Annotated in this window: 26 protein-coding genes; 21 read left to right on the top strand and 5 right to left on the bottom strand. The window is 69.2% G+C overall.

The window, feature by feature from the left end; translation table 11 throughout:
• Positions 1-74: 74 nt before the first annotated feature.
• Complete coding sequence (locus EAT51_RS11050) at positions 75-578, bottom strand: hypothetical protein (protein WP_228257898.1); 504 nt, start codon at positions 576-578, stop codon at positions 75-77.
• A 128-nt stretch (positions 579-706) separates the two neighbouring features.
• Between EAT51_RS11050 and cysS the strand changes: the two genes are divergently transcribed.
• The 3 genes from cysS to EAT51_RS11035 all read left to right on the top strand — a co-directional run bounded on the left by cysS (position 707) and on the right by EAT51_RS11035 (position 3993).
• Positions 707-2164, top strand: a complete 1458-nt coding sequence (gene cysS, locus EAT51_RS11045) for a cysteine--tRNA ligase (protein ID WP_130517925.1) — start codon at positions 707-709, stop codon at positions 2162-2164.
• Between the two features lie 135 nt (positions 2165-2299).
• Positions 2300-2740, top strand: a complete 441-nt coding sequence (locus EAT51_RS11040; protein ID WP_130517923.1) for a SufE family protein — start codon at positions 2300-2302, stop codon at positions 2738-2740.
• A gap of 2 nt (positions 2741-2742) precedes the next feature.
• Entirely contained in the window at positions 2743-3993 is a 1251-nt protein-coding gene (locus EAT51_RS11035; RefSeq protein ID WP_425477747.1) for an MFS transporter, read from the top strand.
• An 83-nt stretch (positions 3994-4076) separates the two neighbouring features.
• Here EAT51_RS11035 and EAT51_RS11030 read toward each other — a convergent pair whose 3' ends face one another.
• From EAT51_RS11030 to EAT51_RS11020, 3 genes are read right to left on the bottom strand one after another with little or no spacing between them, the layout of a single operon-like run.
• The gene (locus tag EAT51_RS11030) at positions 4077-4763 is read right to left on the bottom strand and encodes a DUF2058 domain-containing protein (RefSeq protein ID WP_130561617.1); all 687 of its coding nucleotides are present in this window, start codon (positions 4761-4763) and stop codon (positions 4077-4079) included.
• Positions 4764-4783: 20 nt separating this feature from the next.
• Positions 4784-5020 (bottom strand): SlyX family protein, encoded by a 237-nt coding sequence (locus EAT51_RS11025; protein WP_130517917.1) that lies wholly within the window; start codon positions 5018-5020, stop codon positions 4784-4786.
• The gene (locus tag EAT51_RS11020; protein WP_379655308.1) at positions 5020-5883 is read right to left on the bottom strand and encodes an FKBP-type peptidyl-prolyl cis-trans isomerase; all 864 of its coding nucleotides are present in this window, start codon (positions 5881-5883) and stop codon (positions 5020-5022) included. The genes EAT51_RS11025 and EAT51_RS11020 overlap by 1 nt, the downstream gene beginning before the upstream one ends.
• Positions 5884-6155: 272 nt before the next feature.
• On the opposite strand from EAT51_RS11020, the gene EAT51_RS11015 reads away from it, so the two are divergent.
• From EAT51_RS11015 to EAT51_RS10980, 8 genes are all read left to right on the top strand, one after another.
• On the top strand, positions 6156-6419 hold the full coding sequence (locus EAT51_RS11015) for a hypothetical protein (protein WP_130561616.1): 264 nt from the start codon (positions 6156-6158) through the stop codon (positions 6417-6419).
• Positions 6420-6422: 3 nt separating this feature from the next.
• Positions 6423-6782: a GntR family transcriptional regulator gene (locus EAT51_RS11010; RefSeq protein ID WP_130532124.1), complete on the top strand. Its 360-nt coding sequence runs from the start codon at positions 6423-6425 to the stop codon at positions 6780-6782.
• The gene (locus EAT51_RS11005) at positions 6779-7651 is read left to right on the top strand and encodes an ABC transporter ATP-binding protein (protein WP_130522771.1); all 873 of its coding nucleotides are present in this window, start codon (positions 6779-6781) and stop codon (positions 7649-7651) included. The genes EAT51_RS11010 and EAT51_RS11005 overlap by 4 nt, the downstream gene beginning before the upstream one ends.
• Positions 7648-8643, top strand: a complete 996-nt coding sequence (locus EAT51_RS11000) for an ABC transporter permease (protein WP_130561615.1) — start codon at positions 7648-7650, stop codon at positions 8641-8643. Before EAT51_RS11005 ends, EAT51_RS11000 begins: the two co-directional genes overlap by 4 nt.
• 32 nt (positions 8644-8675) lie before the next feature.
• A complete protein-coding gene (locus tag EAT51_RS10995; RefSeq protein ID WP_228257897.1) occupies positions 8676-9521 on the top strand; it encodes a DUF2807 domain-containing protein in 846 nt (281 codons plus the stop codon).
• Between the two features lie 35 nt (positions 9522-9556).
• The gene (locus tag EAT51_RS10990; protein WP_130517905.1) at positions 9557-10171 is read left to right on the top strand and encodes a YggN family protein; all 615 of its coding nucleotides are present in this window, start codon (positions 9557-9559) and stop codon (positions 10169-10171) included.
• A gap of 59 nt (positions 10172-10230) precedes the next feature.
• Positions 10231-10662: a hypothetical protein gene (locus EAT51_RS10985; protein ID WP_130522772.1), complete on the top strand. Its 432-nt coding sequence runs from the start codon at positions 10231-10233 to the stop codon at positions 10660-10662.
• A gap of 70 nt (positions 10663-10732) precedes the next feature.
• Positions 10733-12250, top strand: coding sequence for an alpha/beta fold hydrolase (locus tag EAT51_RS10980; protein WP_130561614.1), 1518 nt, complete (start codon positions 10733-10735; stop codon positions 12248-12250).
• 176 nt (positions 12251-12426) lie between these two features.
• Here the strand turns inward: EAT51_RS10980 and EAT51_RS10975 are convergent, their stop codons facing one another.
• The gene (locus EAT51_RS10975) at positions 12427-13860 is read right to left on the bottom strand and encodes a class II fumarate hydratase (protein WP_130561613.1); all 1434 of its coding nucleotides are present in this window, start codon (positions 13858-13860) and stop codon (positions 12427-12429) included.
• Positions 13861-14055: 195 nt separating this feature from the next.
• Between EAT51_RS10975 and purB the strand changes: the two genes are divergently transcribed.
• From purB to lpdA, 10 genes are all read left to right on the top strand, one after another.
• On the top strand, positions 14056-15423 hold the full coding sequence (gene purB, locus EAT51_RS10970; RefSeq protein ID WP_130561612.1) for an adenylosuccinate lyase: 1368 nt from the start codon (positions 14056-14058) through the stop codon (positions 15421-15423).
• A gap of 53 nt (positions 15424-15476) precedes the next feature.
• On the top strand, positions 15477-15875 hold the full coding sequence (locus tag EAT51_RS10965; RefSeq protein WP_130561611.1) for a VOC family protein: 399 nt from the start codon (positions 15477-15479) through the stop codon (positions 15873-15875).
• Between the two features lie 80 nt (positions 15876-15955).
• Positions 15956-16417: a DUF3060 domain-containing protein gene (locus EAT51_RS10960; RefSeq protein ID WP_228257896.1), complete on the top strand. Its 462-nt coding sequence runs from the start codon at positions 15956-15958 to the stop codon at positions 16415-16417.
• A 65-nt stretch (positions 16418-16482) separates the two neighbouring features.
• Positions 16483-16833 (top strand): DUF2834 domain-containing protein, encoded by a 351-nt coding sequence (locus EAT51_RS10955; protein WP_130561609.1) that lies wholly within the window; start codon positions 16483-16485, stop codon positions 16831-16833.
• A 17-nt stretch (positions 16834-16850) separates the two neighbouring features.
• On the top strand, positions 16851-18092 hold the full coding sequence (locus EAT51_RS10950; protein WP_130561608.1) for a ribosomal protein uL16 3-hydroxylase: 1242 nt from the start codon (positions 16851-16853) through the stop codon (positions 18090-18092).
• A complete protein-coding gene (locus tag EAT51_RS10945) occupies positions 18067-18516 on the top strand; it encodes a GNAT family N-acetyltransferase (RefSeq protein WP_165394515.1) in 450 nt (149 codons plus the stop codon). The genes EAT51_RS10950 and EAT51_RS10945 overlap by 26 nt, the downstream gene beginning before the upstream one ends.
• Before the next feature lie 7 nt (positions 18517-18523).
• Entirely contained in the window at positions 18524-18994 is a 471-nt protein-coding gene (locus EAT51_RS10940) for a DUF7931 domain-containing protein (protein WP_130561607.1), read from the top strand.
• A 227-nt stretch (positions 18995-19221) separates the two neighbouring features.
• Positions 19222-22050: a 2-oxoglutarate dehydrogenase E1 component gene (locus EAT51_RS10935; protein ID WP_130561606.1), complete on the top strand. Its 2829-nt coding sequence runs from the start codon at positions 19222-19224 to the stop codon at positions 22048-22050.
• Between the two features lie 50 nt (positions 22051-22100).
• The gene (gene sucB / locus EAT51_RS10930) at positions 22101-23318 is read left to right on the top strand and encodes a dihydrolipoyllysine-residue succinyltransferase (protein WP_130553977.1); all 1218 of its coding nucleotides are present in this window, start codon (positions 22101-22103) and stop codon (positions 23316-23318) included.
• 119 nt (positions 23319-23437) lie between these two features.
• Positions 23438-24880 carry a dihydrolipoyl dehydrogenase gene (lpdA, locus tag EAT51_RS10925; RefSeq protein WP_130553976.1) on the top strand — a complete coding sequence of 481 codons (1443 nt, stop codon included), beginning with the start codon at positions 23438-23440 and terminating at the stop codon, positions 24878-24880.
• Positions 24881-25012 lie beyond the last annotated feature (132 nt).

Below are 25012 nucleotides of genomic sequence, written 5' to 3'. Positions count from 1 at the left end.
ACAGGTGCGAAGAGGTCTTCATCGGGCGCGCATCCTCGCACGCGCCATGCTGCGGCGCAAGGCCGCCGCGGCACTCAAGGATTGCCGGCGCGCTGCTGGCCCGGCGCATAGGGCGTGACCGAGACGCGGATGCGCAGCCGGTTGCCCGGATCCTCGGGCAGGCGCGAGCGGTACTTGGTGCCCTTGTAGACGTAGTCCACGTCGTAGGCGATCGGCCGCCGGAACTCGCGCTCGACGGTGACCATGCGGCAGTTCTGCCCGGTGGTGGGCGGCTTGGCCGGGGCCTCCTCGGGCTTGGCGTTCTTCTCGTCGCTGCTGAAGACCCCCTTGACCGAATCGACCAGGCGCGCGATGCGCCCCTCCGCCTTGGGCGCGTCGTCGGCCTCACCGGCCGCCGGCGGGTCGCACTGCGGCTCGCTGCGGGTGGCGCGCAGGGTTTGGTAGACCGGCTCGACCGACAGGACCTGGGCGTAGTCGATGCGCACGTTCTCCACCGGCACGACAGCGACCTGCTGCGCGGCCACCGGGAGGCATACGGACAGGCACGCGATCAGGAGGGCACGGGAAGCTGGAGGCATGCAGCGCGGGGGAGATGAGCGAGCAACGACTCCACAGTGTAGGCAGCGGTCCCACACCCACGCTGAATCCGGGCTGTCGCCTGCGGTCCGGGGTAGAATCGCTGCCCTGCTTCCGCGCCCCCGCCTCCATGTCCCTGCAGTTGTTCAACACCCTCACGCGCAGCGTGCAGCCGTTCGCGCCGCTGGATCCGGCCAGCCCGACCATGTACGTGTGCGGCCCCACCGTCTACAACTACGTGCACATCGGCAACGCGCGCGGCCCGGTGGTGTTCGGCGTGCTGGCGCAGCTGCTGCGCCGCCGCTATGGCGGCCTGCGCTACGCGCGCAACATCACCGACGTGGACGACAAGATCAACGCCGCCGCGGCCGAACAGGGCGTGCCGATCAGTGCCATCACCGACAAGTTCGCCGCGGCCTACCGGGCCGACATGGCGGCCCTGGGCGTGGTGCCGCCGGACATCGAGCCGGAGGCCACCGCGCACATCCCGCAGATCATCGCCATGATCGAGCGGCTCATCGCCGGCGGCCACGCCTACGCCGCCGACGGGCACGTGCTGTTCTCGGTCGGCTCGTTCGCCCGCTACGGCCAGCTCTCGCGCCGCGACCCGGACGAACTGCTGGCCGGCGCGCGCGTGGACGTGGCGCCGTACAAGCGCGACGCCGGCGACTTCGTGCTGTGGAAGCCCTCCAGCGACGAGCTGCCCGGCTGGGACTCGCCCTGGGGCCGCGGTCGGCCGGGCTGGCACATCGAGTGCTCGGCCATGGCCGCCGCCCACCTGGGTACCACCATCGACATCCACGCCGGCGGCGTGGACCTGCAGTTCCCGCACCACGAGAACGAGGTCGCGCAGAGCGAGTGCGCGCACGGCGGGGCGACCTTCGCGCGGTTCTGGCTGCACAACGGCATGCTCAACTTCGGCGGCGCCAAGATGAGCAAGTCGCTGGGCAACATCGAGCGCGTGCACGACCTGCTGCAGCAGCACCCGCCCGAGGCGCTGCGCTATGCCCTGCTCTCGGCGCACTACCGCCAGCCGCTGGACTGGTCCGACGCGCTGATCGAGCAGTCGGTGCGCACGCTGGATCGCCTGTACGGCACGCTGCGCGATCTGGGCGGCATCGATGCCGCTGCCGTCATCCCGCAAGCGGTGGAAGACGCACTTGACGAAGACCTCAATACGCCTCAGGCGCTGGCCGAGCTTGCGCGCATAGCCGCTGAGGCGCGCAAGGCCCTAGCCCAAGTAGCTCCTCCAGGGGGCCTCGACAGAGGAAATGCTGAAGCGCGCGCGGCCCGCCTGCGCCAGGCCAAGTCCGCACTGCTGGGAGCCGGGCTGGCCTTGGGACTGCTACAACAATCGCCGCGGGAATGGTTCCATGGCTCCCGGACTGTGGCACTGGCTGATGGTCAAAGCCTGCATGCTGAGCTCGAAACCGCTCCCGATAAACGTATCGAACGGCTGATTGAGGAACGCAACCAAGCCAAGCAGGCGCGTGATTTCGCCCGCGCCGATGCGATCCGCACACAGCTGGCTAGTGAAGGAATTTTGCTGGAAGACACCCCGCAGGGCGTGCGCTGGAAGCGTGGTTGACCTACCCCCTCGTCATCCCCGCGAACGCGGGGATCCAGGGACTTCCGCGCCAAGCGCCGCGCGCGTTGGAATGCCGCAACAAAGCCACTGGATTCCCGCTTTCGCGGGAATGACGACTCCAAGAGACGTACTGACGTGACCGACACCGTATTCCCGCTCGAACCCACCGCCGTGCAAGCGCAGGCGGCGATCAAGGAGGAGTTCGCGTTCTTCTCCGACTGGGCCGAGCGCTACCAGTATCTGATCGACCTGGGCCGCAAGCTGCCGCCCTTCCCCGATGCATGGAAGACCGATGAACACCGCCTGCTCGGCTGCCAGTCGATGGTGTGGATCGTGCCGCAGGGCAGCGCGCAGCGGCTGGACTTCCAGGCGGCCAGCGACTCGGCCATCGTCTCGGGCCTGATCTACCTGGCGCTGCGCGTGTACTCCGGCCGCCCGGCCGCCGAGATCCTGGCGACCGAGCCCGGCTACATCGCCGACATCGGCCTGGCCAAGCATCTCTCGCCGACCCGCAGCAACGGCCTGGCCGCGCTGCTGGCCTTCATCCAGGACACCGCCAAGGCGCAGGCTGCGTGAGCGTGCCGCCGCCGGCCCCGGAAGCGGACGTCAGCGTCCGCGAAGTGCTGGCCCAGCCGGGCTTCATCCGCACCCTGGCCTACCGCATCGGCGCCATCCTCTCCTACCAGGTCGTCTCGGTCGCGGTCGGCTGGCATATCTACCAGATCACCGGCAATCCGCTGGCGCTGGGCCTGATCGGACTGGCCGAGGTGCTGCCGTTCGTGTGCACCGCGCCGTTCGCCGGCTATCTGGTGGACCACCTGCCGCGGCGCAAGCTGGGCATGGCCGCCTCCTTCGGCCTGCTGCTCACGCCGCTGATCCTGCTGTGCGTCACCCGCGGCTGGCTGCCGGCCCAGGGCGTGTGGCCGATGTACGCGGCGGTGTGCCTGACCGGCATGGTCCGCTGCTTCCTGACCCCGGTGTACAACGCGCTGTTCGCGCGGGTGCTGCAGCGCCGCCAGTACGCGCGCGGCACCAGCATCGCCAACGTGTTCTTCCAGACCGGGCTGGTGCTCGGCCCGGCGCTGGGCGGCGGCCTGGTGGCCTGGGGCGGCACCACGCTGGCCTATTCCGTCGCCGCGGTGCTGGCGGCGGTCGCCATCGGCGTGCTGGTGCCGCTGAAGGTCGAAGAGCCGGTCGCCACCGGGCCGCGCGCGCCGGTGTTCAGCAGCATCGCCGAGGGCATGCGCTTCGTGTTCTCCAACCAGATCATGCTCGGCGCGATGGCGCTGGACATGTTCTCGGTGCTGCTGGGCGGCGCGGTCTCGATGCTGCCGGCCTTCATCCACGACATCCTGCACTACGGTCCGGAAGGCCTGGGGATCCTGCGCGCCTGCCCGTCGCTGGGCGCGGTCGCCGCCGGCCTGTGGGTCGCGCGCCATCCCATCGACAAGAACGCCGGCCGCATCCTGATGATCGCGGTGGCCGCTTTCGGCCTGTGCACGATCGCCTTCGGGCTGTCGCGGCACTTCTGGCTCTCGGCCGCGATCCTGGTCGTCTATGGCCTGTGCGACGGTGTGTCGATGGTGCTGCGCGGGACGATCATGCAGCTGGCGACGCCCGATGAAATGCGCGGCCGCGTGTCGTCGATCAACAGCATCTTCATCAGCTCGTCCAACGAGCTGGGCGCATTCTACGACGGGGTGATGGCGCGTCTGCTCGGCCTGGTGCCGGCGGTGGTGCTGGGCGGCTGCGTGACCCTGTGCGTGGTCGGCATCACCGCGTTCAAGGCCCCCAAGCTGCGCGGCCTGGCGATCAAAGATCTACAGTAGAGCGGAGCTTGCTCCGCTGCTTTCCGTACAGATCTTTAGGAAAGCCTCAGCGGAGCGAGCTCCGCTCTACCGGGAGGCGGGTGCTACCAGATCAGATCGTCAGGGACCTGGTACTTCGGATCGGCGTAGGGATCGTCCTCGGCCGGGGCGTTGGGATCGACCTTGAGCGCGACCGCCTGGGGGAAGACTTCCTCGATCTGCGCCAGCAGCGCCGCCTCGACCAGCAGATAGCGCCCGGCCTGCTGCACCACGCCCAGCTCGCCGGCGTTGAGCGCCTTGAGCTGATCGGCGGTGACGTGGATGCGCTTGATCTTGCCGCCGTAGGGGAAGTGGCGCACGACCTCGGCGGCCGGGTCGTTGAGTGTCTTGCCGACCAGCATGGCGTCGACCTTGGCCCGCGCCTCGCGGCGCAGGCGGGCCTCTTCCTGCTTGAGGCGCTCGGCCTCGATGCGCTCGTCCTTTTCCTTCTGCGCGCGGATCGCATAGGCCTTGGCCAGGTCGATGTCCTCGCGCGAGCGCGACTTGCCCGGGCGCTGCGGCTGACCGCTCGGGCGCACGCCCTGCGGCTGCGGGCCGCGGTGGTGCGACTGCCCGCCCGGCTTGCCGCCGGCGTGCGGACGCCCCTCGCCCTTGCCGCCGCCCGGACGCGCGCCCTGGGGCTTGTGTCCTTGCGACGGCTTGCCGCCGGGCTTGCGCTCGGCCGGGCGCTCGGGCTTGGGCGAAGGCTTGAAGCCCAGGCCCAGCAGCTGGTCTCGCAACGAATCGGTCATCGGTGGATCAGTTCGGTGGATCAGTAATGCGGGGGCGGCGGTTCGTCGCCCGGGTCGGAATACAGCTCGGAGCGGACCTTCTTCAGGTCCGCCAGCAGGTGGCGGACCAGTTCGGCATTGCGGCTGCCCTCGGCCCTGGCGTCGGCCAGGGCCTCGCTCAGCTCGGCCAGCGCGTGCTCCTGGAAGGCCAGGCGCATCTCCAGTTCGACGAAGCGCCGTTCCAGGCTGTCCGGCAGGGGGTCGGACGGCGTGGACATTACTTGGCGATGCCGAGCAGTTCCACGTCGAAGGTCAGCGTCGCGTTCGGGCCGATGCCGCCGCCCGGCGCGCCGGCATCGCCGTAGCCCAGGCTGGCCGGGATCCAGAAGCGGTACTTGGAGCCCACCGGCATCAGCTGCAGGCCTTCGGTCCAGCCCGGCACCACATTGGCCAGCGGGAAGGTCGCCGGCTCGCCGCGCTGGTAGGAGCTGTCGAACACGGTGCCGTCCAGCAGCTTGCCTTCGTAGTTCACCCGCACGGTGCTGGCGGCGGTCGGACGCTCGCCGCTGCCCTGGCGCAGCACCATGTACTGCAGGCCGGAGGGGGTGGTGACCACGCCCTTGACGTCCTTGTTCTTGCTCAGGAACGCCGCGCCCTCGTCACGGTTGCGCTGGGACAGGCCGGCCTGGCGCTCGCTGGCGTAGGCCTGCACGGTCTGCTTGGCCTGGTCCTCGGTGAGCAGGGTGTTGCCCTTGGCCAGCACGGTGCGCACGGCCTGCATGACCACCGGCAGTTCGACCTCGTCCTTCAGCGAGGCCAGCTTGGGGCCGACCATGTAGCTGCCGATCAGCTGACCGACGTGCTGCTTGTTCACGGCCGGCGGCTGGGCGCCCGGCGGCTGGCCCGGCGGGGTCTGGCCGGCCTTGGCGGCCATGTTGGCGCGCAGCGCGGTGTCGGTGGCTTGGGCCTCGGCTTCGCTCAGGGTGGGCTTCTCGCCCTTCATGGCGCCCTGCAGGGCCTGCTGCAGCGAGGCCGGGTCGATGTAGTCGGCGATCGGCGCGAACGAGCGGCCGATGTCCATGCCGATGGCATAGCTCACCTTGTCACGCTGGGTCTCCAGCGTGGTCTTGTCCTGCGCCATCGCAGTGCCTGCGATCAGGGCCGAAGCCAGGCCGAGGCCCGCCACCCAAGTGCCAATCGATTTCATCCAGTGCATCCCTCGTGCGACAAAAAGCGCCGGGGCTCCCGGCGCGACAGACGCACATTGTGGCATGCACGGCGGCGCTGCCGCTTTGCAGCACGTGGCACCACCCCTGCCATTGGTTGGGGAAAAAAACAGGGGACGGCGCTTGACGTCGCTCGCTTTGGTGTTATAGTCACCTACAACACCACTAACCCAAAGCAGAGGAAGCGATGGACAAGCGTCTCAGGACCTCCCCGACCGTGGCCTTCGCGCTCCTGCTGCTGGCCATGGGCACCGTCGGTCTGTTCGGCCATCTGCGTGCCGCGTCGGCCGTCTCGCTGCCGACCGCCGCGGCCGCCACAGCCCTGCCGCAGGTGCTGGACGACACCGCCGCGGCCACGGCCTCACCCGCCCAGGACGGCACCCGCGCACGACGGCACTCGCTGTCGATGCCTTACTTCTCCTTTGCCCGACTGCTGCGACCCGGGAGCTGAACCATGACACCCATCCAGTGGAGCGACGGCGCTCCCATCTACCGCCAACTCAAGGAAAAGGTCATCGCCATGATGCTCGATGGTGAACTCAAGCCCGGCGACGCCCTGCCTTCGGTGCGCCAGGTGGCCGCCGAATACCAGCTCAACCCCATCACCGTCTCGCGTGCCTACCAGGAACTGGCCGACGAGGCCCTGGTCGAGAAGCGGCGCGGCCTGGGCATGTTCGTCACCGAGGAGGCGGCCAAGAAACTGCTGGCCACCGAGCGCGAGCGCTTCCTCAAGGACGAATGGCCGGCCGTGGCCGAACGCATCGCCCGCCTGGGCCTGACCTTCGAAGAATTGCCCAAGGGAGGCAATCCATGAATGCCGTGACCACCCCGGTCGTGCAGGCCAGCGACCTGCGCAAGACCTACCGCAACAAGGCCGCGCTGGACGGCGCCAGCTTCCTGATCGAATCCGGCCGCATCGTCGGCCTGATCGGCCCCAACGGCGCCGGCAAGACCACCGCGCTCAAGGCGATCCTGGGCCTGACCCCGTTTGAGGGCGAGCTGAAGGTGCTGGGCATGGACCCGCGCCATAGCCGCGACGCATTGATGCGCGAGGTCTGCTTCATCGCCGACGTGGCCGTGCTGCCGCGCTGGATGAAGGTGTCCGAGGCCATCGACTTCGTCGGCGGCGTGCATCCGCGCTTCGACCGGGCCAAGTGTCTGCGCTTCCTCGAGGGCACCCAGCTCAAGCCCAACCTGCGGGTGCGCGAGATGTCCAAGGGCATGATCGTGCAGCTGCACCTGGCCCTGGTGATGGCCATCGACGCCCGGCTGCTGGTGCTGGACGAACCGACCCTGGGCCTGGACATCCTCTATCGCAAGCAGTTCTACCAGCGCCTGCTGGAGGACTACTTCGATGAGGACAAGACGATCATCGTCACCACCCACCAGGTGGAGGAGATCGAGCACATCCTCACCGACGTGATGTTCATCCGCGATGGGCGCATCGCCCTGACCGCGACCATGGACGAGGTCGGCTCGCGCTACACCGAGCTGCTGGTCTCCGAGGCCAGCGTCGAGCAGGCCCGCAGCCTGCGCCCGATCGACCAGCGCGCCCTGCCGTTCGGCAAGACGGTGATGCTGTTCGACGGCGTGCCGCGCGCGCAGCTCGACGCCCTGGGCGAAACCCGCAACCCCGGCCTGGCCGATCTGTTCGTGGCCATCATGAAAGGAACCTACGCATGAACGCCCCTGCCCGCACATTGACCAAGCCCGGCGTGTTCGCCTGGCTGCTGCGCCGCGAATACTGGGAAAACCGCGGCGGCTTCCTCTGGGCCCAGGTGATCACCGGCGGCATCGTGCTGTTCTTCGCCGCGCTGGGCGCGGTGATCGGCGCGATCCAGATGCGCAGCCACATGGGCGGCGACACCGTCGGCAGCGACTTCAGCAAGCTGGCCACCGGCTACGGCATCGCCGTCGACATCGCGCTGCTGTCCGGCTTCGCCATCGCCAGCGTGGTGGTCGCCTTCGTGGTGTTCTTCTACTGCCTGGGCAGCCTGTACAACGACCGCCACGACCGCAGCGTGCTGTTCTGGAAGTCGCTGCCGGTATCGGACACGATGACGGTCGCCTCCAAGCTGACCTGGGCACTGCTGCTGACGCAGGTGGTGTCGCTGGTGGTCGGCCTCCTGGTCGGGCTAGGCCTGTGGGTGATCATCGCCGTGGCCTCCTCGGCGGCCGGTCTGCCCGGCGCCGGCGCGATCTTCACCGCCTCGCATCCGTTCCGCATCATCGGCTCTGTGCTGGCCACCCTGCCCATCTACATGCTGTGGTCGCTGCCGGCGATCGGCTGGCTGATGCTGTGCTCGGCCTGGGCGCGGCGCGTGCCCTTCCTGTGGGCGGTGCTGGTGCCGCTGCTGCTGTGCCTGGTGGTCAGCATCATGGCGGCGATGCCGGGCGTGCGCCTGCCGCTGGGTCCGGTCTGGTACACGGTGATGTACCGCGGCCTGCTGAGCGTGATCCCGGGCATGTGGCAGCCGGCGCGCATGGCCCACAACGAGACGGCCGAGAGCGCGCTCAACGCCGCCGGCGATCCGACCGACAGCCTGCGCATGGGCCTGCACAACCTGACCGACCCTTCCATCTACGCCAGCGCGGACCTGTGGATCGGCGCCGCGGTCGGCATCGCGCTGATCGCCCTGGCCGTGGTCATCCGCCGCCGCCGCGACGACGCCTGATTTCCCCTTCATCTCCTCGCAAGGATTCGACGATGCAAACGCTCACCCGCTGCCTGCTGTTCACCGCCCTGGCCGTGTCCGGCGCCACCCCGCTGCTGGCCCATGCCGCCGACGAGGCGCATTGCAAGTTCTCCGAGCCGCGCAAGCTCGATCTTGACCTGGCCGGGGCCAAGTCGGTGCTGTTCAAGGTCGGCTCCAACGACCTCAAGCTCAAGGCCTCGGCCGGCGCATCCGGCGCGCTCTCCGGACGCGCGTGCGCGGCCAGCCAGGACCGCATCAAGGATCTGACCCTGACCCAGCAGCGCCAGGGCGACAAGCTGGTGGTCAGCCTGGCCGAGGACCGGCCGCTGCGCTTCTCCATGGGCGAGAGCTATACCTACCTGGATATCACCGGCACCGTGCCCACCGATGTGCTGGTGCAGCTGGATGTCGGCTCGGGCGATGCCACGCTGGACGGCGCCAGGGCGGCCAGCGCCGATGTGGGTTCGGGCGATGTGGAGCTGCGCGACATCGCCGGGCCGGTGACCGCCAAGGTCAACTCCGGCGATCTGAAGCTGCATGGCGCCGGTAGCCTCAGGCTGCTCTCGATCGGCTCGGGCGATGTCGAGGGCGATCGCATCGGCGGCGCGGTCGAGGTCGGCGATGTCGGTTCGGGCGACCTGACGCTGCGCCAGACCGGCGCGGTGACGGTGAAGTCGATCGGCTTGGGCGACGTCGGCCTGCGCGGTGTGTCCGGGAACGTCGAGGTCGGCTCGATCGGCTCGGGCGACCTGCGCGTGGATGACGTGCGCGGCAACTTCACCGTCCACAGCGTCGGCAGCGGCGATGTCGACACCGGGCACGTCAGCGGCACGGTCAGCGTCCCCAAGGACCGCTGAACTCCACATCCACTTCCTGCAAGGAACCATCCGCCATGAAGATGTCCCCGTTGCGCGTGATGCTGAGCACCGGCGTGCTGATCCTGGCCGCCTGCCAGCCGGCCACGAACGGCCTGGCCGAGGCCCAGAAGGGTCTGGAGAAGGCCTCGGCCGAGATGGAAGACAGCAAGGGCGAGCTGGCCAAGGCCCAGGAGAAGTTGGCCACCGAGAACTTCTCGCTGAAGGACGATGGCAGCCACCTGCCCAAGGCCGAACTGACCCCGGACGGCGAACTGCTGATCGAGGGCAAGCCGGTGCCGATGAACGCCGAGCAGAAGGCGCTGGGCCGGGCCTATCGCACGCAGATCCAGAGCGTGGCCCGCGACGGCATCGCCATCGGCCTGGAAGGCGCCAAGCTCGGCATCGACGCCGCCGCCAGCGCGCTCAAGGGCGTGCTGTCCGGAAAGTCCGACGATGAGATCAGCAAGCAGACCGAGGCCACCGTCAAGGAGAAGATCAAGCCACGCGTCCAACAGCTGTGCGCGCGCATGCCGGCCCTGCTGCAGGCGCAGCAGGCCTGGGCCGCGGCCCAGCCGGAGTTCCGGCCGTACGCGACCATGGACGAAAGCGACGTCAAGGACTGCATGAACAAGCAGGACTGGGACTTCTGACGACAATGCGGCCGCGATGGGCAAGGGCGTCACGGGGCACGGTGCTTACAATGCGCCTCATGTCCAGATTCCTTCGCCCGTCCCTGCTCGCGGCCGCGGCCGCGCTCGTCCTGACCGCCTGCGGCAACGGCGGCCAGCCTTCGGCCCGCGCCGAGCGCATGAAGCCGGCCACCTCGGTGACCACGATGGAGGTCATCCTGCGCCAGTCGCCGGGCGCGCCGGTGGGCATCGGTCCGGGCGGGACGCTGAAGATCGACGACGTGGTGCTGCCGCAATCGTCGGAAAAAACCGCCGAGCTGCAGCACTACTTCGGCCAGCTGCAGATGCGTCGTCAGCAGGTGCTCGACCAGCTGCAGGCCAGCGGCGGCAAGCCGGTCACCATCGCGCCTGACGCGCAGCTGCGTACCCTGCAGCAGCAGCTGCTGACGGATTTCCCCGAGCTGCGCGCCTACTCGGCCAGCATGGAGACCATCCGGCTCGAGGCCCGCTGAGTCGGCGGTTCCAGGGGCGCTGACAGGCGCCTGATCCAAGACCTGCCAGCACGCCGGCAGGGGCAGCGCAGTGCGTGGCACGCCGTTCTTCGGCGGCCTCATCGAGCAGTTGAAATCGACACGTAAAGCCCACCGCACGTTCCCGATCGAGGAGAGCGCGATGCTCAAGGTTTGCCGTTTTCCTGTCCTGGCCCTCTGCCTGGGCGCCGCCCTGTCCGCCGCCGCCGGGGTGCCTGCCGCGCGTTCGGTGACCCCACGTTTCGAACCCGGCGCCTGTCCGGCGACGGTCGCCAGGGACGAGCGCATCGACTGCGGCGTGCTGATCGTTGCCGAGAACCGCCAGGCCCGCCAGACCCGGCCGATCCGCCTGCCGGTGATGATCTTCCGCAGTACCGCCGCCGCGCCCGCGCCGGATCCGGTGGTTTACCTGCCGGGCGGACCGGGCCTGAGCAGCGTGGAGGGCCGGGTCTCGGGGAAAGGCAATCCGTTTCTCGCCGAGCGCGATCAGATCCTGCTCGAGGGCCGCGGCAACCTGTACGCCCAGCCGTCGCTGGCGTGCCCGGAACTGAACACCTTGCGCGCCTCCGCTGCGGCTTCGGCAGCGCAGACCGCGGCCGCGGCGCGCTGCCGTGCGGCCCTGTCCGCGGCGGGCATCGATCTGGACGGCTATACCTACGCGCAGACCGCCGATGACCTGGAGGACCTGCGTCAACTGCTGGGCATCGCGCAGTGGAATCTGATCGGCTATTCCTCCGGCACCCGCCTGGTGCAGACCGTGCTGGCGCGCCATCCGCAAGGCGTTCGCAGCGCGATCCTCGATTCGGTGCTGCCGATCGACATCCACTACGACGAAATGGCGACGGCCGCGCTGCAGCGCGCGCTCGACCTAGTCTTCGATGGCTGCTCGAGCGAGCCGGCCTGCGCGACGCGCTATCCGCGGCTGCGGGAGCGTTTCGCATCGCTGGTCGCGCAGGCCGATCGTCAGGGCATCGCAGGACCCGACGGCCAGGCGCTGCGCGGGCGCGAGGTGGTGGACGCACTCGCCAGCGCGCTTCAGCAGCCTGCGAAGATTCCGACGCTCCCGCGCCTGATCTCCGAAGCGGCGGACGGCCATCCGCGGGCACTGCTGGCGTTGCGCGACCAGACGCCCTCGCGCTTCAACTGGGGGCTGCGCCTGTCGATCTGGTGCAGCGAGGAAATGCCGTTCGAGTCGCCGCAGCGCATGGCCGCGCAAGTCTCGCCCGCACTGGGTCTGGGCGGCTTCGACGCCCGCACCACCACGCCCGAAACGTGCGCGGCCTGGCATGTCGCCGCCGCCGATGCCGACGCCAACGCGCCGGTCCGCAGCGAGGTGCCAACGCTCATCCTGGCCGGCGAATTCGATCCCGTCACGCCGCCGGCCTGGGGGCGGCGTCTGCTGCGGACCCTGCCCTACGCGCGATTCGTCATGGTCCCCGGCCAGGCGCACGGCGCCATGTTCAACCGCTGCGGCGGGCAACTGACCCTGGCGTTTCTGCATGATCCCAGCGCGGCGTTGGACCTGGATTGCATCGCGAAGTCGCCGGGCCTGTCGTTCGCAACGGATTGAATGCCCCGATCGAGGGCAAAGCGGACAGCGCCCGCCGGACCGCGGCCCGTCCGAAGCCGCAACACGCATCCACCGCGCCCCCTCGATACTGCGAAGAACAAAAAAAGCGGGCAAATACGCCGGCTTCTTTCATCGCGCGCAAGACGCACGGCGAATGGCGCACAGAAGACGAGATCTCAGCCGCCGCCACCGCCCGGCTTGCCGTGGATGCCGCCCTTGGCCAGCGCCGCCGGATCGAGCAGCGGCTTGAGCTGCGCCTCGCTCATCCCGGTGACCTCGATGGCCACTTCCATCACCGGCCGGTTCTGCTTGTAGGCCTGCTTGGCGATGGCCGCACCCTTCTCGTAGCCGATCACCGGATTGAGCGCGGTGACCAGGATCGGATTGCGCTCCAGCGCGGCGCGCACGTTGTCCTCGCGCACCGTCAGCCCGGCGATGGCCGAGTCGGCCAGCAGGCGCGAGACGTTGCTCAGCAGCTGCACCGATTCGAGCAGGTTGGCGGCGATCAGCGGCAGGGCCACGTTGAGCTGGAAGTTGCCGGTCTGCCCGGCCACGGTGATCGCGGTGTGGTGGCCGATGACCTGGGCGCAGACCATCACCGTGGCCTCGGGGATCACCGGATTGACCTTGCCCGGCATGATCGAGCTGCCCGGCTGCAGGGCGGGCAGCTCGATCTCGCCCAGGCCGGCCAGCGGGCCGGAGTTCATCCAGCGCAGGTCGTTGGCGATCTTGATCAACGCCACGGCCAGCGCATTGAACTGGCCGGAGAGTTCGACCGCGTCGTCCTGCGCGGCCAGGCCCTCGAACTTGTTGGCGGCGCTCTCGAACTTGACCCCGGTCTGCTCGCTCAGCGCCTTGGCCACCTGCTTGCCGAAGCGCGGATCGGCATTGATGCCGGTGCCGATGGCCGTGCCGCCCAGCGGCAGCCGGCGCAGGCGCTTGAGCGCATCGGCGATGCGGTCCTCGGCCGAGGCCAGCTGCGCGGCCCAGGCGCCGAACTCCTGGGCGAAGGTCAGCGGCATGGCGTCCATCAGATGGGTGCGGCCGGTCTTGACGATGCCGCCGGCCGCGTTGCCGCGCGCGGTGATGGTCTTGCGCAGGTGCTTGAGCGCCGGCAGCAGGTCCTCGACCACGGCCAGCTGCGCGCTGACGCGGATCGCGGTCGGCACCACGTCGTTGGAACTCTGCCCCAGGTTGACGTGGTCGTTGGGGTGCACGGCCTGCGCCGCCTTCTTCACCCCCTCGCCCTTGCCGCCGGCGCGCGAGGCCAGGTTGGCGATGACCTCGTTGGCGTTCATGTTGGACGAGGTGCCCGAGCCGGTCTGGTAGATGTCGATCGGGAAGTGCGCATCGTAGGCGCCGTCGGCCACCTCCAGCGCGGCCTTGCGCACCGCCTTGGCGGTGGCCTTGGGCAGCAGGCCCAGCTCGGCATTGACCTGCGCGGCGGCGGCCTTGATCAGCCCCAGGGCGCGGATGAAGCCGCGCGGCATCGGCCGGCCGGAGATGGGGAAGTTCTGCACGGCGCGCTGGGTCTGCGCACCCCACAGGGCCTCGGCGGGCACCTGCAGCTCGCCCATGCTGTCGTGTTCTAGACGGACCTTGTTCGACATCAGCGTGTTTCCTTCTGTTTCGAGGGCTACGGCTGGCACGCGCGTGTTCCGCAGCGGCTGGCTGGACGCGGCGAAGGATACGCCCCGGGGCGTGACCCGGACGGGACGGGTAAACTGTGCGGCCCACCCGCCACGCCAGGCCTGCGCACCGCGCGCCGGCGTCCGCCCCGCTTCTTCCTTCGCCAGCCTGCCGCAATGACCAACGCCTCCCTGCTCGCCCTGTCCCCGCTCGACGGCCGCTACGCCACCAAGGTCGACGCGCTGCGCCCGATCTTCTCCGAGTACGGCCTGATCCGCGCCCGCATCAAGGTCGAGGTGGAATGGCTGCTGGCCCTGGCCGCCGAGCCGGGCATCGTCGAACTGGCGCCCTTCTCCGCCCAGGCCATCGCCCGGCTGCGCGCGCTGGCCGAGGACTTCAGCGTCGAGCAGGCCGCGCGGGTCAAGGAGATCGAGCGCACCACCAACCACGACGTCAAGGCCGTGGAGTACTTCATCAAGGAGCAGCTGGCCGGCGACGCCGAGCTGGGCCCGGCGCTGGAGTTCGTGCACTTCGCCTGCACCAGCGAGGACATCAACAACCTGTCCTACGGCCTGATGCTGCACCAGGCCCGCCAGCAGGTGCTGCTGCCGGCGCTGGAGGGCATCGCCGCCACGCTGCGCGCGCTGGCCCACGCCCAGGCCGACCAGCCGATGCTCTCGCGCACCCACGGCCAGACCGCCTCGCCGACCACGCTGGGCAAGGAGATCGCCAACGTCGTGGCGCGCCTGGAGCGGCAGATCCGCCAGCTCGGCGCGGTCGAGCTGACCGCCAAGATCAACGGGGCGGTGGGCAACTACAACGCCCACGCCATCAGCTACCCGGAGGTGGACTGGCCGGCCTTCGCCAAGGGCTTCGTCGAGCGCCTGGGGCTGGTGTTCAACCCCTACACCACCCAGATCGAGCCGCACGACAACGTGGCCGAGCTGGGCGATGCCGCGCGCCGGGCCAACACCATCCTGATCGACTTCTCGCGCGATGTGTGGGGCTACATCTCGCTGGGCTACTTCAGGCAGAAGCTCAAGGAAGGCGAGATCGGCTCCTCGACCATGCCGCACAAGGTCAACCCGATCGACTTCGAGAACGCCGAAGGCAACTTCGGCGTGGCCAATGCGCTGTTCGAGCACTTCAGCGTCAAGCTGCCGATCAGCCGCTGGCAGCGCGACCTGACCGACTCGACCGTGCTGCGCTCGCTGGGCACGGCCTTCGGCCACACCCAGGTGGCGCTGGACTCGCTGGCCAAGGGCCTGGGCAAGCTGACCGTGGCGCCCGAGCGCCTGGAGGCCGACCTGGACGCGGCCTGGGAAGTGCTGGCCGAGGCCGTGCAGACCGTCATGCGCCGTCATGGCCTGCCCAACCCGTACGAGCAGCTCAAGGCCCTGACCCGTGGTCAGGGCATCACCGCCGAATCGATGCGCGCCTTCGTCGAAACCCTGGACCTGCCGGCGCAGGACAAGGAGCAGCTGCGCGCGCTGACCCCGGGCCGCTACACCGGCCTGGCCGCGGCCCTGGCCCGCCAGATCTGACCGCTGCCGCGGTGGCCGGCGCCGAGCCATCGCCGCGATCGGGCGCCAGCGCCATGCGGCTGCTGATCAACATCGACGTGGCGGACCTGGATCGCGCGCAGGCGCTGTACGGCGACGCCTTCGGCCTGAGACCCGGAAGGCGCCTGGGCGAAGGCGTGCTGGAACTGCTCGGCGCGGCCGTGCCGATCTACCTGCTGCAGGCCTCGGCCGGCACGCCCGCGGCGGCCGACCGGCCGCGCGACTACGCGCGCCACTGGACGCCGCTGCACCTGGACGTGGTGGTCGACGATCTGGCCCAGGCCCTGGCCCGCGCCGAAGCGGCCGGCATGGTGCGCGAAGGCCAGGTGCGGCAGGCCGACTGGGGCCGCATCGCCACCCTGCACGACCCGTTCGGCCATGGCTGGTGCCTGATCCAGTTCAGCGCGCAGGGCTACGCGGCGATCGCACGCTGAGCTTGCTAGGCTCCGCCCTCCCGCAAAGGAGGAGGCGTTGGATTATGCGCGCGATCCGGACCATGGTGACGATTGGACTGATGCCGGGAATTCTGGCACTGACGGCCTGCGGCGGCGCCTCGCCCACCGCTTCGCCCGCCGCGGCAGCGCAGACCCTGGTCGATCCTGCCAACGGCGCGCAGTGCGGCGGCAAGGACCTGCGGCTGACCCGCGACCGCGCCAGCGTGGTCATCGACGGGGCCTGCGGCGCGGTGGTGATCACCGGCTCGCACGTCGAGCTCAACCTGAGCCAGGCCCAGTCCCTGCGCGTGGAAGGCCACGACATCACCGTGCTCAACGAAAAGCTCGGTCAGGCGACGGTGACCGGCCAGCGCAACACCCTCAACCTGACCCAGGTCGACCTGGTCCAGCTGGAGGGCGACGACAACGTCGTGCTGGCCACGCGGATCGGCAGGATCCGCTTCCTTGGCAATGGCAATACCCTCAATCCGTCCGGCAAGCCCGCGGTGGAAGACCACGGTCGCGACAACAAGGTGCTGTAAGCGCCGGGCAATCGCGGGACAATGCGCGTCTTCCGCCGCCCGTCGGCACGCCCAGGCCCGCCGCCATGCCCTCGCCTGCTTCCCCGTTCGCCCGCGCGCTGTACCTGACGCTGTTCGTGGTCGGCACCGCGGTGCCGCTGCTGTGGTTCTGGCCCTGGCTGAACGCCCACGGCCTGGACCTGCCAGCGCTGGTAAGCGAGCTGTTCTCCACGCGCGTGGGCGGCTTCTTCGGGCTGGACGTGCTGTGCTCTGCCGTGGTCCTGCTGGTCTGGATGCAGCTGGAGCACCGGCGCCTGCCGGTCCGGCGCGCCTGGCTCGCGGCGCTGGCCACCTGCTGCATCGGCGTGTCCTCCGGGCTGCCGCTCTACCTCTATCTGCGCCAGCGCACGCTGGACGCCGCCGTTCCGACTTCCTGACCCGATCCGACCCCATCATGTCCAAACGCATCACCCCGCCTGCGCGCGCCCCGCGCGCCCTGCCCATCGAAGTCGACGCCGGCGGCCGCTCGCTGCTGGGCATGTCGCCGCAGGCCTTCCTGCGCGACTACTGGCAGAAGCGCCCGCTGCTGGTGCGCAACGCCTTCCCGGGCTTCGTCTCGCCGATCGAGCCCGGGGATCTGGCCGGGCTGGCCTGCGAGGAGGCCGCGCTGTCGCGCCTGATCCAGCACGACCGCGCCCGCGATGGCTGGAGCGTGCGCAGCGGGCCGTTCGAGGAGGCCGAGTTCCCGGCCATGCCCGACCACGACTGGACCCTGCTGGTGCAGGACGTGGACAAGTGGGATCCGGACATCGCCGCGCTGCTGGAGGCCTTCGACTTCCTGCCGCGCTGGCGCATCGACGACATCATGGTCAGCTTCGCCGCGCCCGGCGGCTCGGTCGGCGCGCACGTGGACCAGTACGACGTGTTCCTGCTGCAGGCCCATGGCCATCGCCGCTGGCAGATCGATGCCTCGCCCAATCCGCCGCTGGCCTTCCGCGACGATGTCGACCTCAAGCTGCTGCGCCGCTTCAGCGCCAGCCACGACTGGGTGCTGGCGCCGGGCGACATGCTCTACCTGCCGCCGGGCGTGCCGCACAACGGCGTGGCCGAGGATGCATGCCTGACCTTCTCGGTCGGCATGCGCGCGCCCTCGGCCGCCGAGCTGATCGGCGACTACCTGGACACGCTGGTGGCCGACGCCGACGAGGGCATCCGCTACCAGGACCGCGATCTGACCGTCCCGGCCGATCCCTTCGAGATCGATGCGGCGGCGATGGGCCGGGTGGTCGAGGCGCTCAACGCGCTGCGCATGAACGACCCGGACCGGCTGGGCGAATGGTTCGGCCGCTTCATCACCACCTACCGCAGCGCCGGCACCGCGGCCGTGCCCGAGCACGCCCCGGACCGGGCCGAGGTCGAGGCGGCCCTGGCCCAGGGCGCGGTGCTGCAGCGCCACCCGATGACGCGCATGGCCTGGCGCCGGGCGCGCAAGGGCGCGGTGCTGTTCGCCAGCGGCCAGGCCCTGACGATGCCGCTGCGCGATGCCCGCCTGCTGGCCGCCGCCGAGGTCCTGGACCAGGCGGCATATCAGACCTTGGGCGAAGCCGGCCGTGCGGCGACATCGGTTCTGGTAAGTTCCGGCCATTACCTGCTGCCAGGAAGCGATGAGGATGACCACGACTTCGACACCGACTGACTTCACGCTGCGACCGGCCTCGTTCATCGCCGACCGCGAGGCGCTGCGCTGGGTGCGCGAGGAGGTGTTCGTCGCCGAACAGCACATCCCGCCGGATACCGAGTGGGACTCGCTGGACCCGGCCGGCGACCACTTGCTGGCGATCAGCTCGACCGGCGCGCCGATCGGCACCGCGCGCCTGACCCCGGACGGCCGCTTCAGCCGCCTGGCGGTGCTCAAGCCCTGGCGCGGCCGCGGCGTCGGCGAGGCCCTGCTCAAGGCCATGATCGACAAGGCCCGCGCCAACGGCTGGAAGGACCTGACCCTGTACGCGCAGGTCGCCAACGAGGGCTTCTATACCCGGCACGGCTTCGTTTCCATCGGCGAGCCCTTCGACGATGTCGGCATCCCGCACCAGTTCATGCGCCTGAAGCTGCGCGACTGAGCGCGCCATGCTGGTCGAGCGCCAGTCCGAGGCGGTCGAGGCCCTGGTCGCCCTGGCCGGCACCGCCCGCAGCCTGCTGTGCTGCTACACCCGCGAGCTGGACCCGGGGCTGCTCGACGCCCCGCCGGTCCTGGAGGCCCTGCGCACGCTGGCGGTGCGCCAGCGCGGGGTGGAGATCCGCATCCTGATGCAGGACCTGGAAACGCCGCAGCACGCCGGCTCGGCCCTGATCCCGCTGGCCCAGCGCCTGCCGACCAGCTTCCAGCTGCGCCTCGTGACCGAGCCGGTGGACCGGGTCTATGCCGCCGCCTTCGCGGTCAACGACACCGGTGGCCATTACTTCCGCCCGCTCGGCCACCGCATCGAGGGCGAATTCGAGCCCGACGCACCCGGCCGCAGCCGCCAGCTGCGCGAGGCCTTCGCCCGCTATTGGGAACGCGCCCGTCCCTGCACCGAGCTGCGCGCGCTTGGCCTGTGAAGCGCCTGTGCAGGGCCGCAATGCGGTGTCCGCGGCAATGTCCCGCATAGTGGGTCATTGTCGCCACGCCGCGCCGCTGACGCCGGACACACGCCGGTGAGATTCAGGCCCACGCCTATACTTTGATGGTTGCGCCGCATTGGTGCGCATCGGACCCGCCAGAGCGGGAGACGCGACCGCCGCGCCCGCCTTTCCAACCCACAAAACGACGCCTCAAGGCCACCATCGTGGACAATCTTCTCAAGCAGTTCGTGCAGTCCTCCCAGCTCAACGGCGGCAGCGCCGCCTACGTCGAAGACCTCTATGAGCAGTACCTGGTCTCGCCGGACAGCGTGGATCCCAAGTGGCGCGCCTATTTCGACGGCTTCAAGGGCCGCGAGGCCGGCGATGTGCCGCATTCGGCCGCCATCTCGCACATCACCCAGGCCGCCAAGCAGGCCGCCAACGCTGCCAACGGCGCGACGCCCTCCGATGAGCGCGAGCGCCACGTCGGCCGCCTGATCACCGCCTACCGCTCGCGCGGCCATCTGAACGCCCGCCTCGATCCGCTGAACCTGACCGAGCCGGTCAACCCGCCCGACCTGACCCTGGACTGGCACAACCTGTCCGAGCGCGATCTGGACAGCGAGTTCAGCACCGGTGGCGTGGGCGGCCAGCCGCGCATGGTCCTGCGCGACCTGGTGGCCCGCCTGAAGGCGACCTACACCGGCTCGATCGGCGCCGAGTTCATGCACATCCCGGACTTCGAGCAGCGCCGCTGGCTGTACGAGCGCCTGGAGACCGCCGGTGGCCAGTACGGCCTGGACGCGGACACCCGCAAGCGCACGCTGGAGCGGCTGACTGCCGCCGAGGGACTGGAGCGCTACCTGCACACCAAGTACGTGGGCCAGAAGCGCTTCTCGCTGGAAGGCGGCGACTCGCTGATCCCGATGCTGGACGTGGTGCTGCGCCGCAGCGGCAGCGACGGCATGCGCGACATCGCCGTGGGCATGGCCCACCGCGGCCGCCTCAACGTGCTGGTCAACACCCTGGGCAAGAACCCGCGCAAGCTGTTCGACGAGTTCGAAGGCAAGTTCGAGCACGCCCACGACGACCGCGCCCACACCGGTGACGTGAAGTACCACATGGGCTTCTCGGCCGACGTGGCCACGCCCGGCGGCCCGGTGCATCTGGCGCTGGCCTTCAACCCCTCGCACCTGGAGATCGTCGACCCGGTGGTCGCAGGCTCGGTGCGTTCGCGCCAGGAGCGTTACCACGACACCGAGCGCAGCCACGTGCTGCCGGTGCTGATCCACGGCGACGCCGCCTTCGCCGGCCAGGGCGTGGTGATGGAGCTGTTCCAGATGTCGCAGGCGCGCGGCTTCGCCATCGGCGGCACCGTGCACATCGTCATCAACAACCAGGTCGGCTTCACCACCAGCGCCCGCGACGACGCGCGCTCGACCCTGTACTGCACCGACGTGGCCAAGATGGTCGGCGCCCCGGTGCTGCACGTGAACGGCGACGACCCGGATGCGGTGGTGTTCGCAGCCAACCTGGCCTACGAGTTCCGCCAGGCGTTCAAGAAGGACGTGGTCATCGACCTGGTCTGCTACCGCCGCTGGGGCCATAACGAGGCCGACGAGCCGGCCGCGACCCAGCCGCTGATGTACCAGGTCATCCGCAAGCACAAGACCACCCGCGAGCTCTACGCCGAGCGTCTGGAGAAGGACGGCGTGATCGGCGCCGACGACGCCAAGGCCATGGTCGACGCCTACCGCGACAAGCTGGACTCCGGCGCCTACACCACCGAGCTGGCCAAGCCCGAGCGCGATCCGCTGGCCATCGACTGGTCCAAGTACCTGTCGGGCAAGCTGTCCGATCCGGTCGACACCACGGTCAAGCTGGACAAGCTCAAGCAGCTGGCCAAGGTCATCAACACCATCCCGGAAGGGGTGAGCCTGCACGCGCGCGTGGCCAAGATCTACGAGGACCGCGCCAAGATGACCGAGGGCGAGCTGCCGGGCGACTGGGGCTTCGCCGAGAACCTGGCCTACGCCACCCTGCTGTCCGAGGGCAACACCCTGCGCCTGGTCGGCCAGGACTCGGGCCGCGGCACCTTCTTCCATCGCCACGCGATCCTGCACGACCAGAAGACCGACAGCTACTACCTGCCGCTGCGCCAGCTGGTGGACGATCCGCAGGACGCCACCGTGATCGACTCGCTGCTCAGCGAGGAGGCGGTGATGGCGTTCGAGTACGGCTACTCGACCACCGATCCCAACGCGCTGTGCATCTGGGAAGGCCAGTTCGGCGACTTCGCCAACGGCGCGCAGGTGGTGATCGACCAGTTCATCGCCGCCGGCGAGGCCAAGTGGGGCCGCATCACCGGCCTGGCGCTGTTCCTGCCGCACGGCTACGAAGGCCAGGGCCCCGAGCACAGCTCGGCGCGCCTGGAGCGCTTCCTGCAGCTGTGCGCGCTGGAGAACATGCTGGTCTGCGTGCCGACCACTCCGGCCCAGTGCTTCCACATGATCCGCCGGCAGATGCGCATGACCACGCGCAAGCCGCTGATCGTGATGACGCCCAAGTCGCTGCTGCGCCACAAGCTGGCCGTGTCCACGCTCGAGGAGCTGGCCGACGGCGAGTTCCAGCACCTGATCCCCGACGCCAAGGCCGATGCGAAGAAGGTCAAGCGCGTGGTGGCCTGCTCGGGCAAGGTCTATTACGACCTGCTCGAGGATGCGACCAAGCGCGGCCAGGACGACGTGGCGATCCTGCGCGTGGAGCAGCTCTATCCGTTCCCGCGCGAGCTGCTGGCGGCCGAGCTGAAGAAGTACGCCAACGCCACCGACGTGGTGTGGTGCCAGGAAGAGCCGCAGAACCAGGGCGCCTGGTATCAGATCAAGCACCATCTGCAGGCCTGCCTGGCGCAGGGCCAGTCGCTGCACTACGCCGGCCGCGCCCGTTCGCCCTCCCCGGCCGCCGGCCACATGGCCGAGCACGTGGCCGAGCAGCAGCAGCTGGTCGCCGACGCGCTGGTCAACACCTTCGGCAACGACCTCGTCGCCGAATAAGCCTTTCACCCTTTCGATCAACACTCCAGAAATCCCTAGGACGCTCCCGCATGGCCACCGAAGTCAAAGTTCCGGTCCTTCCCGAATCCGTTTCCGACGCCACCATCGCCAGCTGGCACAAGAAGGCCGGTGAGGCCGTCAAGCGCGACGAGAATCTGGTCGACCTCGAGACCGACAAGGTCGTGCTGGAGGTGCCCTCGCCGGTGGACGGCGTGCTCAAGGAAATCAAGTTCGCCGAGGGCGACACGGTGACCTCCTCGCAGGTCCTGGCGATCATCGAGGAAGGCGCCGCCGCGCAGGCCGCCCCGGCCAAGCCGGCCGAGGAAGAGGTCAAGCCGGCCGCCAAGTCCGAGGCTCCGGCCAAGGCGCAGGCCCCCGCCCCGGCCAAGGCCGAGGCGCCCAAGGTCGCCGCCGGCACCGACAACCTGCCCCCGGGCGCGCGCTTCACCGCCATCACGCAGGGCGTGGATCCGGCCCAGGTGGAAGGCACCGGCCGTCGCGGCGCGGTGACCAAGGAAGACATCGTCAAGTTCGCCGCCGGTGGCGGCGTGGGCAAGGCCGCCGGCGCCCGTCCGGAGGAGCGCGTGCCGATGACGCGCATCCGCAAGACCATCGCCAAGCGCCTGATGGATTCGAAGAACTCCACCGCGATGCTGACCACGTTCAACGAGGTCAACCTGGCCAAGGTCAGCGCGGCGCGCAAGGAACTGCAGGACGAGTTCCAGAAGGCCCACGGCATCAAGCTCGGCTTCATGAGCTTCTTCGTCAAGGCCGCCGCCAACGCGCTGCAGCGCTTCCCGCTGGTCAACGCCTCGATCGACGGCGAGGACATCGTCTATCACGGCTACAGCGACATCTCCATCGCCGTGTCCACCGACAAGGGCCTGGTCACCCCGGTGCTGCGCAACGTCGAGCGCCAGTCCTTCGCCGAGGTCGAACAGGGCATCGCCGACTACGCCGCCAAGGCGCGCGCCGGCAAGCTGGGCCTGGACGATCTGCAGGGCGGCACCTTCACCATCACCAACGGCGGCACCTTCGGCTCGCTGCTGTCCACCCCGATCGTCAACCCGCCGCAGAGCGCCATCCTGGGCATGCACGCCATCAAGGAGCGCCCGATCGCCGAGAACGGCCAGGTCGTGATCGCGCCGATGATGTACATCGCCCTGTCCTACGACCACCGCATCATCGACGGCAAGGACTCGGTGCAGTTCCTGGTGGACATCAAGAACCAGCTGGAGAACCCGGGCCGGATGTTGTTCGGTCTGTGAGGCCGGGATTGGGGATTCGGGATTGGGGATTCTTAACAGCGTCCCCAGTCCTATTCCCCACCGGCTTTTACTAATCCCGAATCTCCAATCCCGAATCCCGAATCCCGTGAGCGAATGAAATGAGCGAAACACAGCAATACGACGTCGTCGTCATCGGTGCCGGTCCGGCCGGCTATCACGCGGCCATCCGCGCCGCCCAGCTGGGCATGAAGGTCGCCTGCATCGATGCGGCGCTCGGCAAGGACGGCAAGCCGGCCCTGGGCGGCACCTGTCTGCGCGTGGGCTGCATCCCCTCCAAGGCGATGCTCGACTCCTCGCGCCAGTTCTGGAACATGGGCCACCTGTTCGGCGAGCACGGCATCAGCTTCAAGGACGCCAAGATCGATGTGGCCACCATGGTCGGCCGCAAGGACAAGATCGTGAAGCAGTTCACCGGCGGCATCGGCATGCTGTTCAAGGCCAACAAGGTGATCCCGTACTACGGCTTCGCCCAGCTGCAGCCGGGCAACCTGGTCAAGGTCAAGCAGCACGACGGCAGCGAGGTCGAGCTGCAGGGCACCAACGTGATCCTGGCGCCGGGTTCGGATTCGATCGAGCTGCCGTTCGCCAAGTTCGACGGCGAGAACATCGTCGACAACGTCGGCGCACTGGACTTCACCGAGGTGCCCAAGCGCCTGGCGGTGATCGGCGCGGGCGTGATCGGCCTGGAGCTGGGCAGCGTGTGGAAGCGCCTGGGCGCCGAAGTCACCATCCTGGAGGCGCTTCCGGAGTTCCTGGCCGCCGCCGATGCCGAAGTGGCCAAGGCCGCCGCCAAGGAGTTCAAGAAGCAGGGCCTGGACATCAAGCTCGGCGCCAAGGTCAGCGCGACCGAGGTCACCAGCAAGGGCAAGAAGAAGGAGGTCGTGGTCACCTACACCGACGCCTCCGGCGAGCAGACCCTGACCGTGGACAAGCTGCTGGTGGCCGTGGGCCGTCGCGCCGCGACCAAGGGCGTGCTGGCCGAGGGCACCGGCGTGCAGCTCAACGAGCGCGGCCAGATCGTGGTCGACGAGCACTGCCACACCGGTGTGGACGGCGTGTGGGCCATCGGCGACTGCGTGCGCGGCCCGATGCTGGCGCACAAGGGCTTCGAGGAAGGCATCGCGGTGGCCGAGCTGATCGCCGGCCTGCCGGGCCACGTCAACTTCGACACCATCCCGTGGGTCATCTACACCGAGCCGGAGATCGCCTGGGTCGGCAAGACCGAGCAGCAGCTCAAGGCCGAGGGCGTGCCGTACAAGGCCGGCAGCTTCCCGTTTGCCGCCAACGGCCGCGCCGTGGCGATGGCCGAGCCGGCCGGCTTCGTCAAGGTCCTGGCCCACGCCGAGACCGACCGCGTGCTGGGCATGCACCTGGTCGGCGTCAACGTCTCCGAGCTGGTGCACGAAGGCGTGCTGACCATGGAGTTCAGCGGCTCGGCCGACGACCTGGCCCGCATCTGCCACGCCCACCCCTCGCTGTCCGAGGTGGTGCACGACGCCGCCATGGCGGTGGGCAAGCGGGCGATTCATAAGGCCAACTGAAGTTGGGATTGGGGATTCGGGATTGGGGATTGGCGAAAGCACGTCCCTGCTCCTGGATCTCCTCCCGCACCACCGCGCCGGGCACACGCCCGGCGTCTGCTTTTACAAATCCCCAATCCCCAATCCCGAATC

The organism is Pseudoxanthomonas winnipegensis (assembly GCF_004283755.1).
Classification (GTDB): Bacteria; Pseudomonadota; Gammaproteobacteria; order Xanthomonadales; family Xanthomonadaceae; genus Pseudoxanthomonas_A; species Pseudoxanthomonas_A winnipegensis.
The sequence above is the reverse complement of the archived record's forward strand: the minus strand, read 5'-3'. Positions and strand labels throughout refer to the sequence as shown.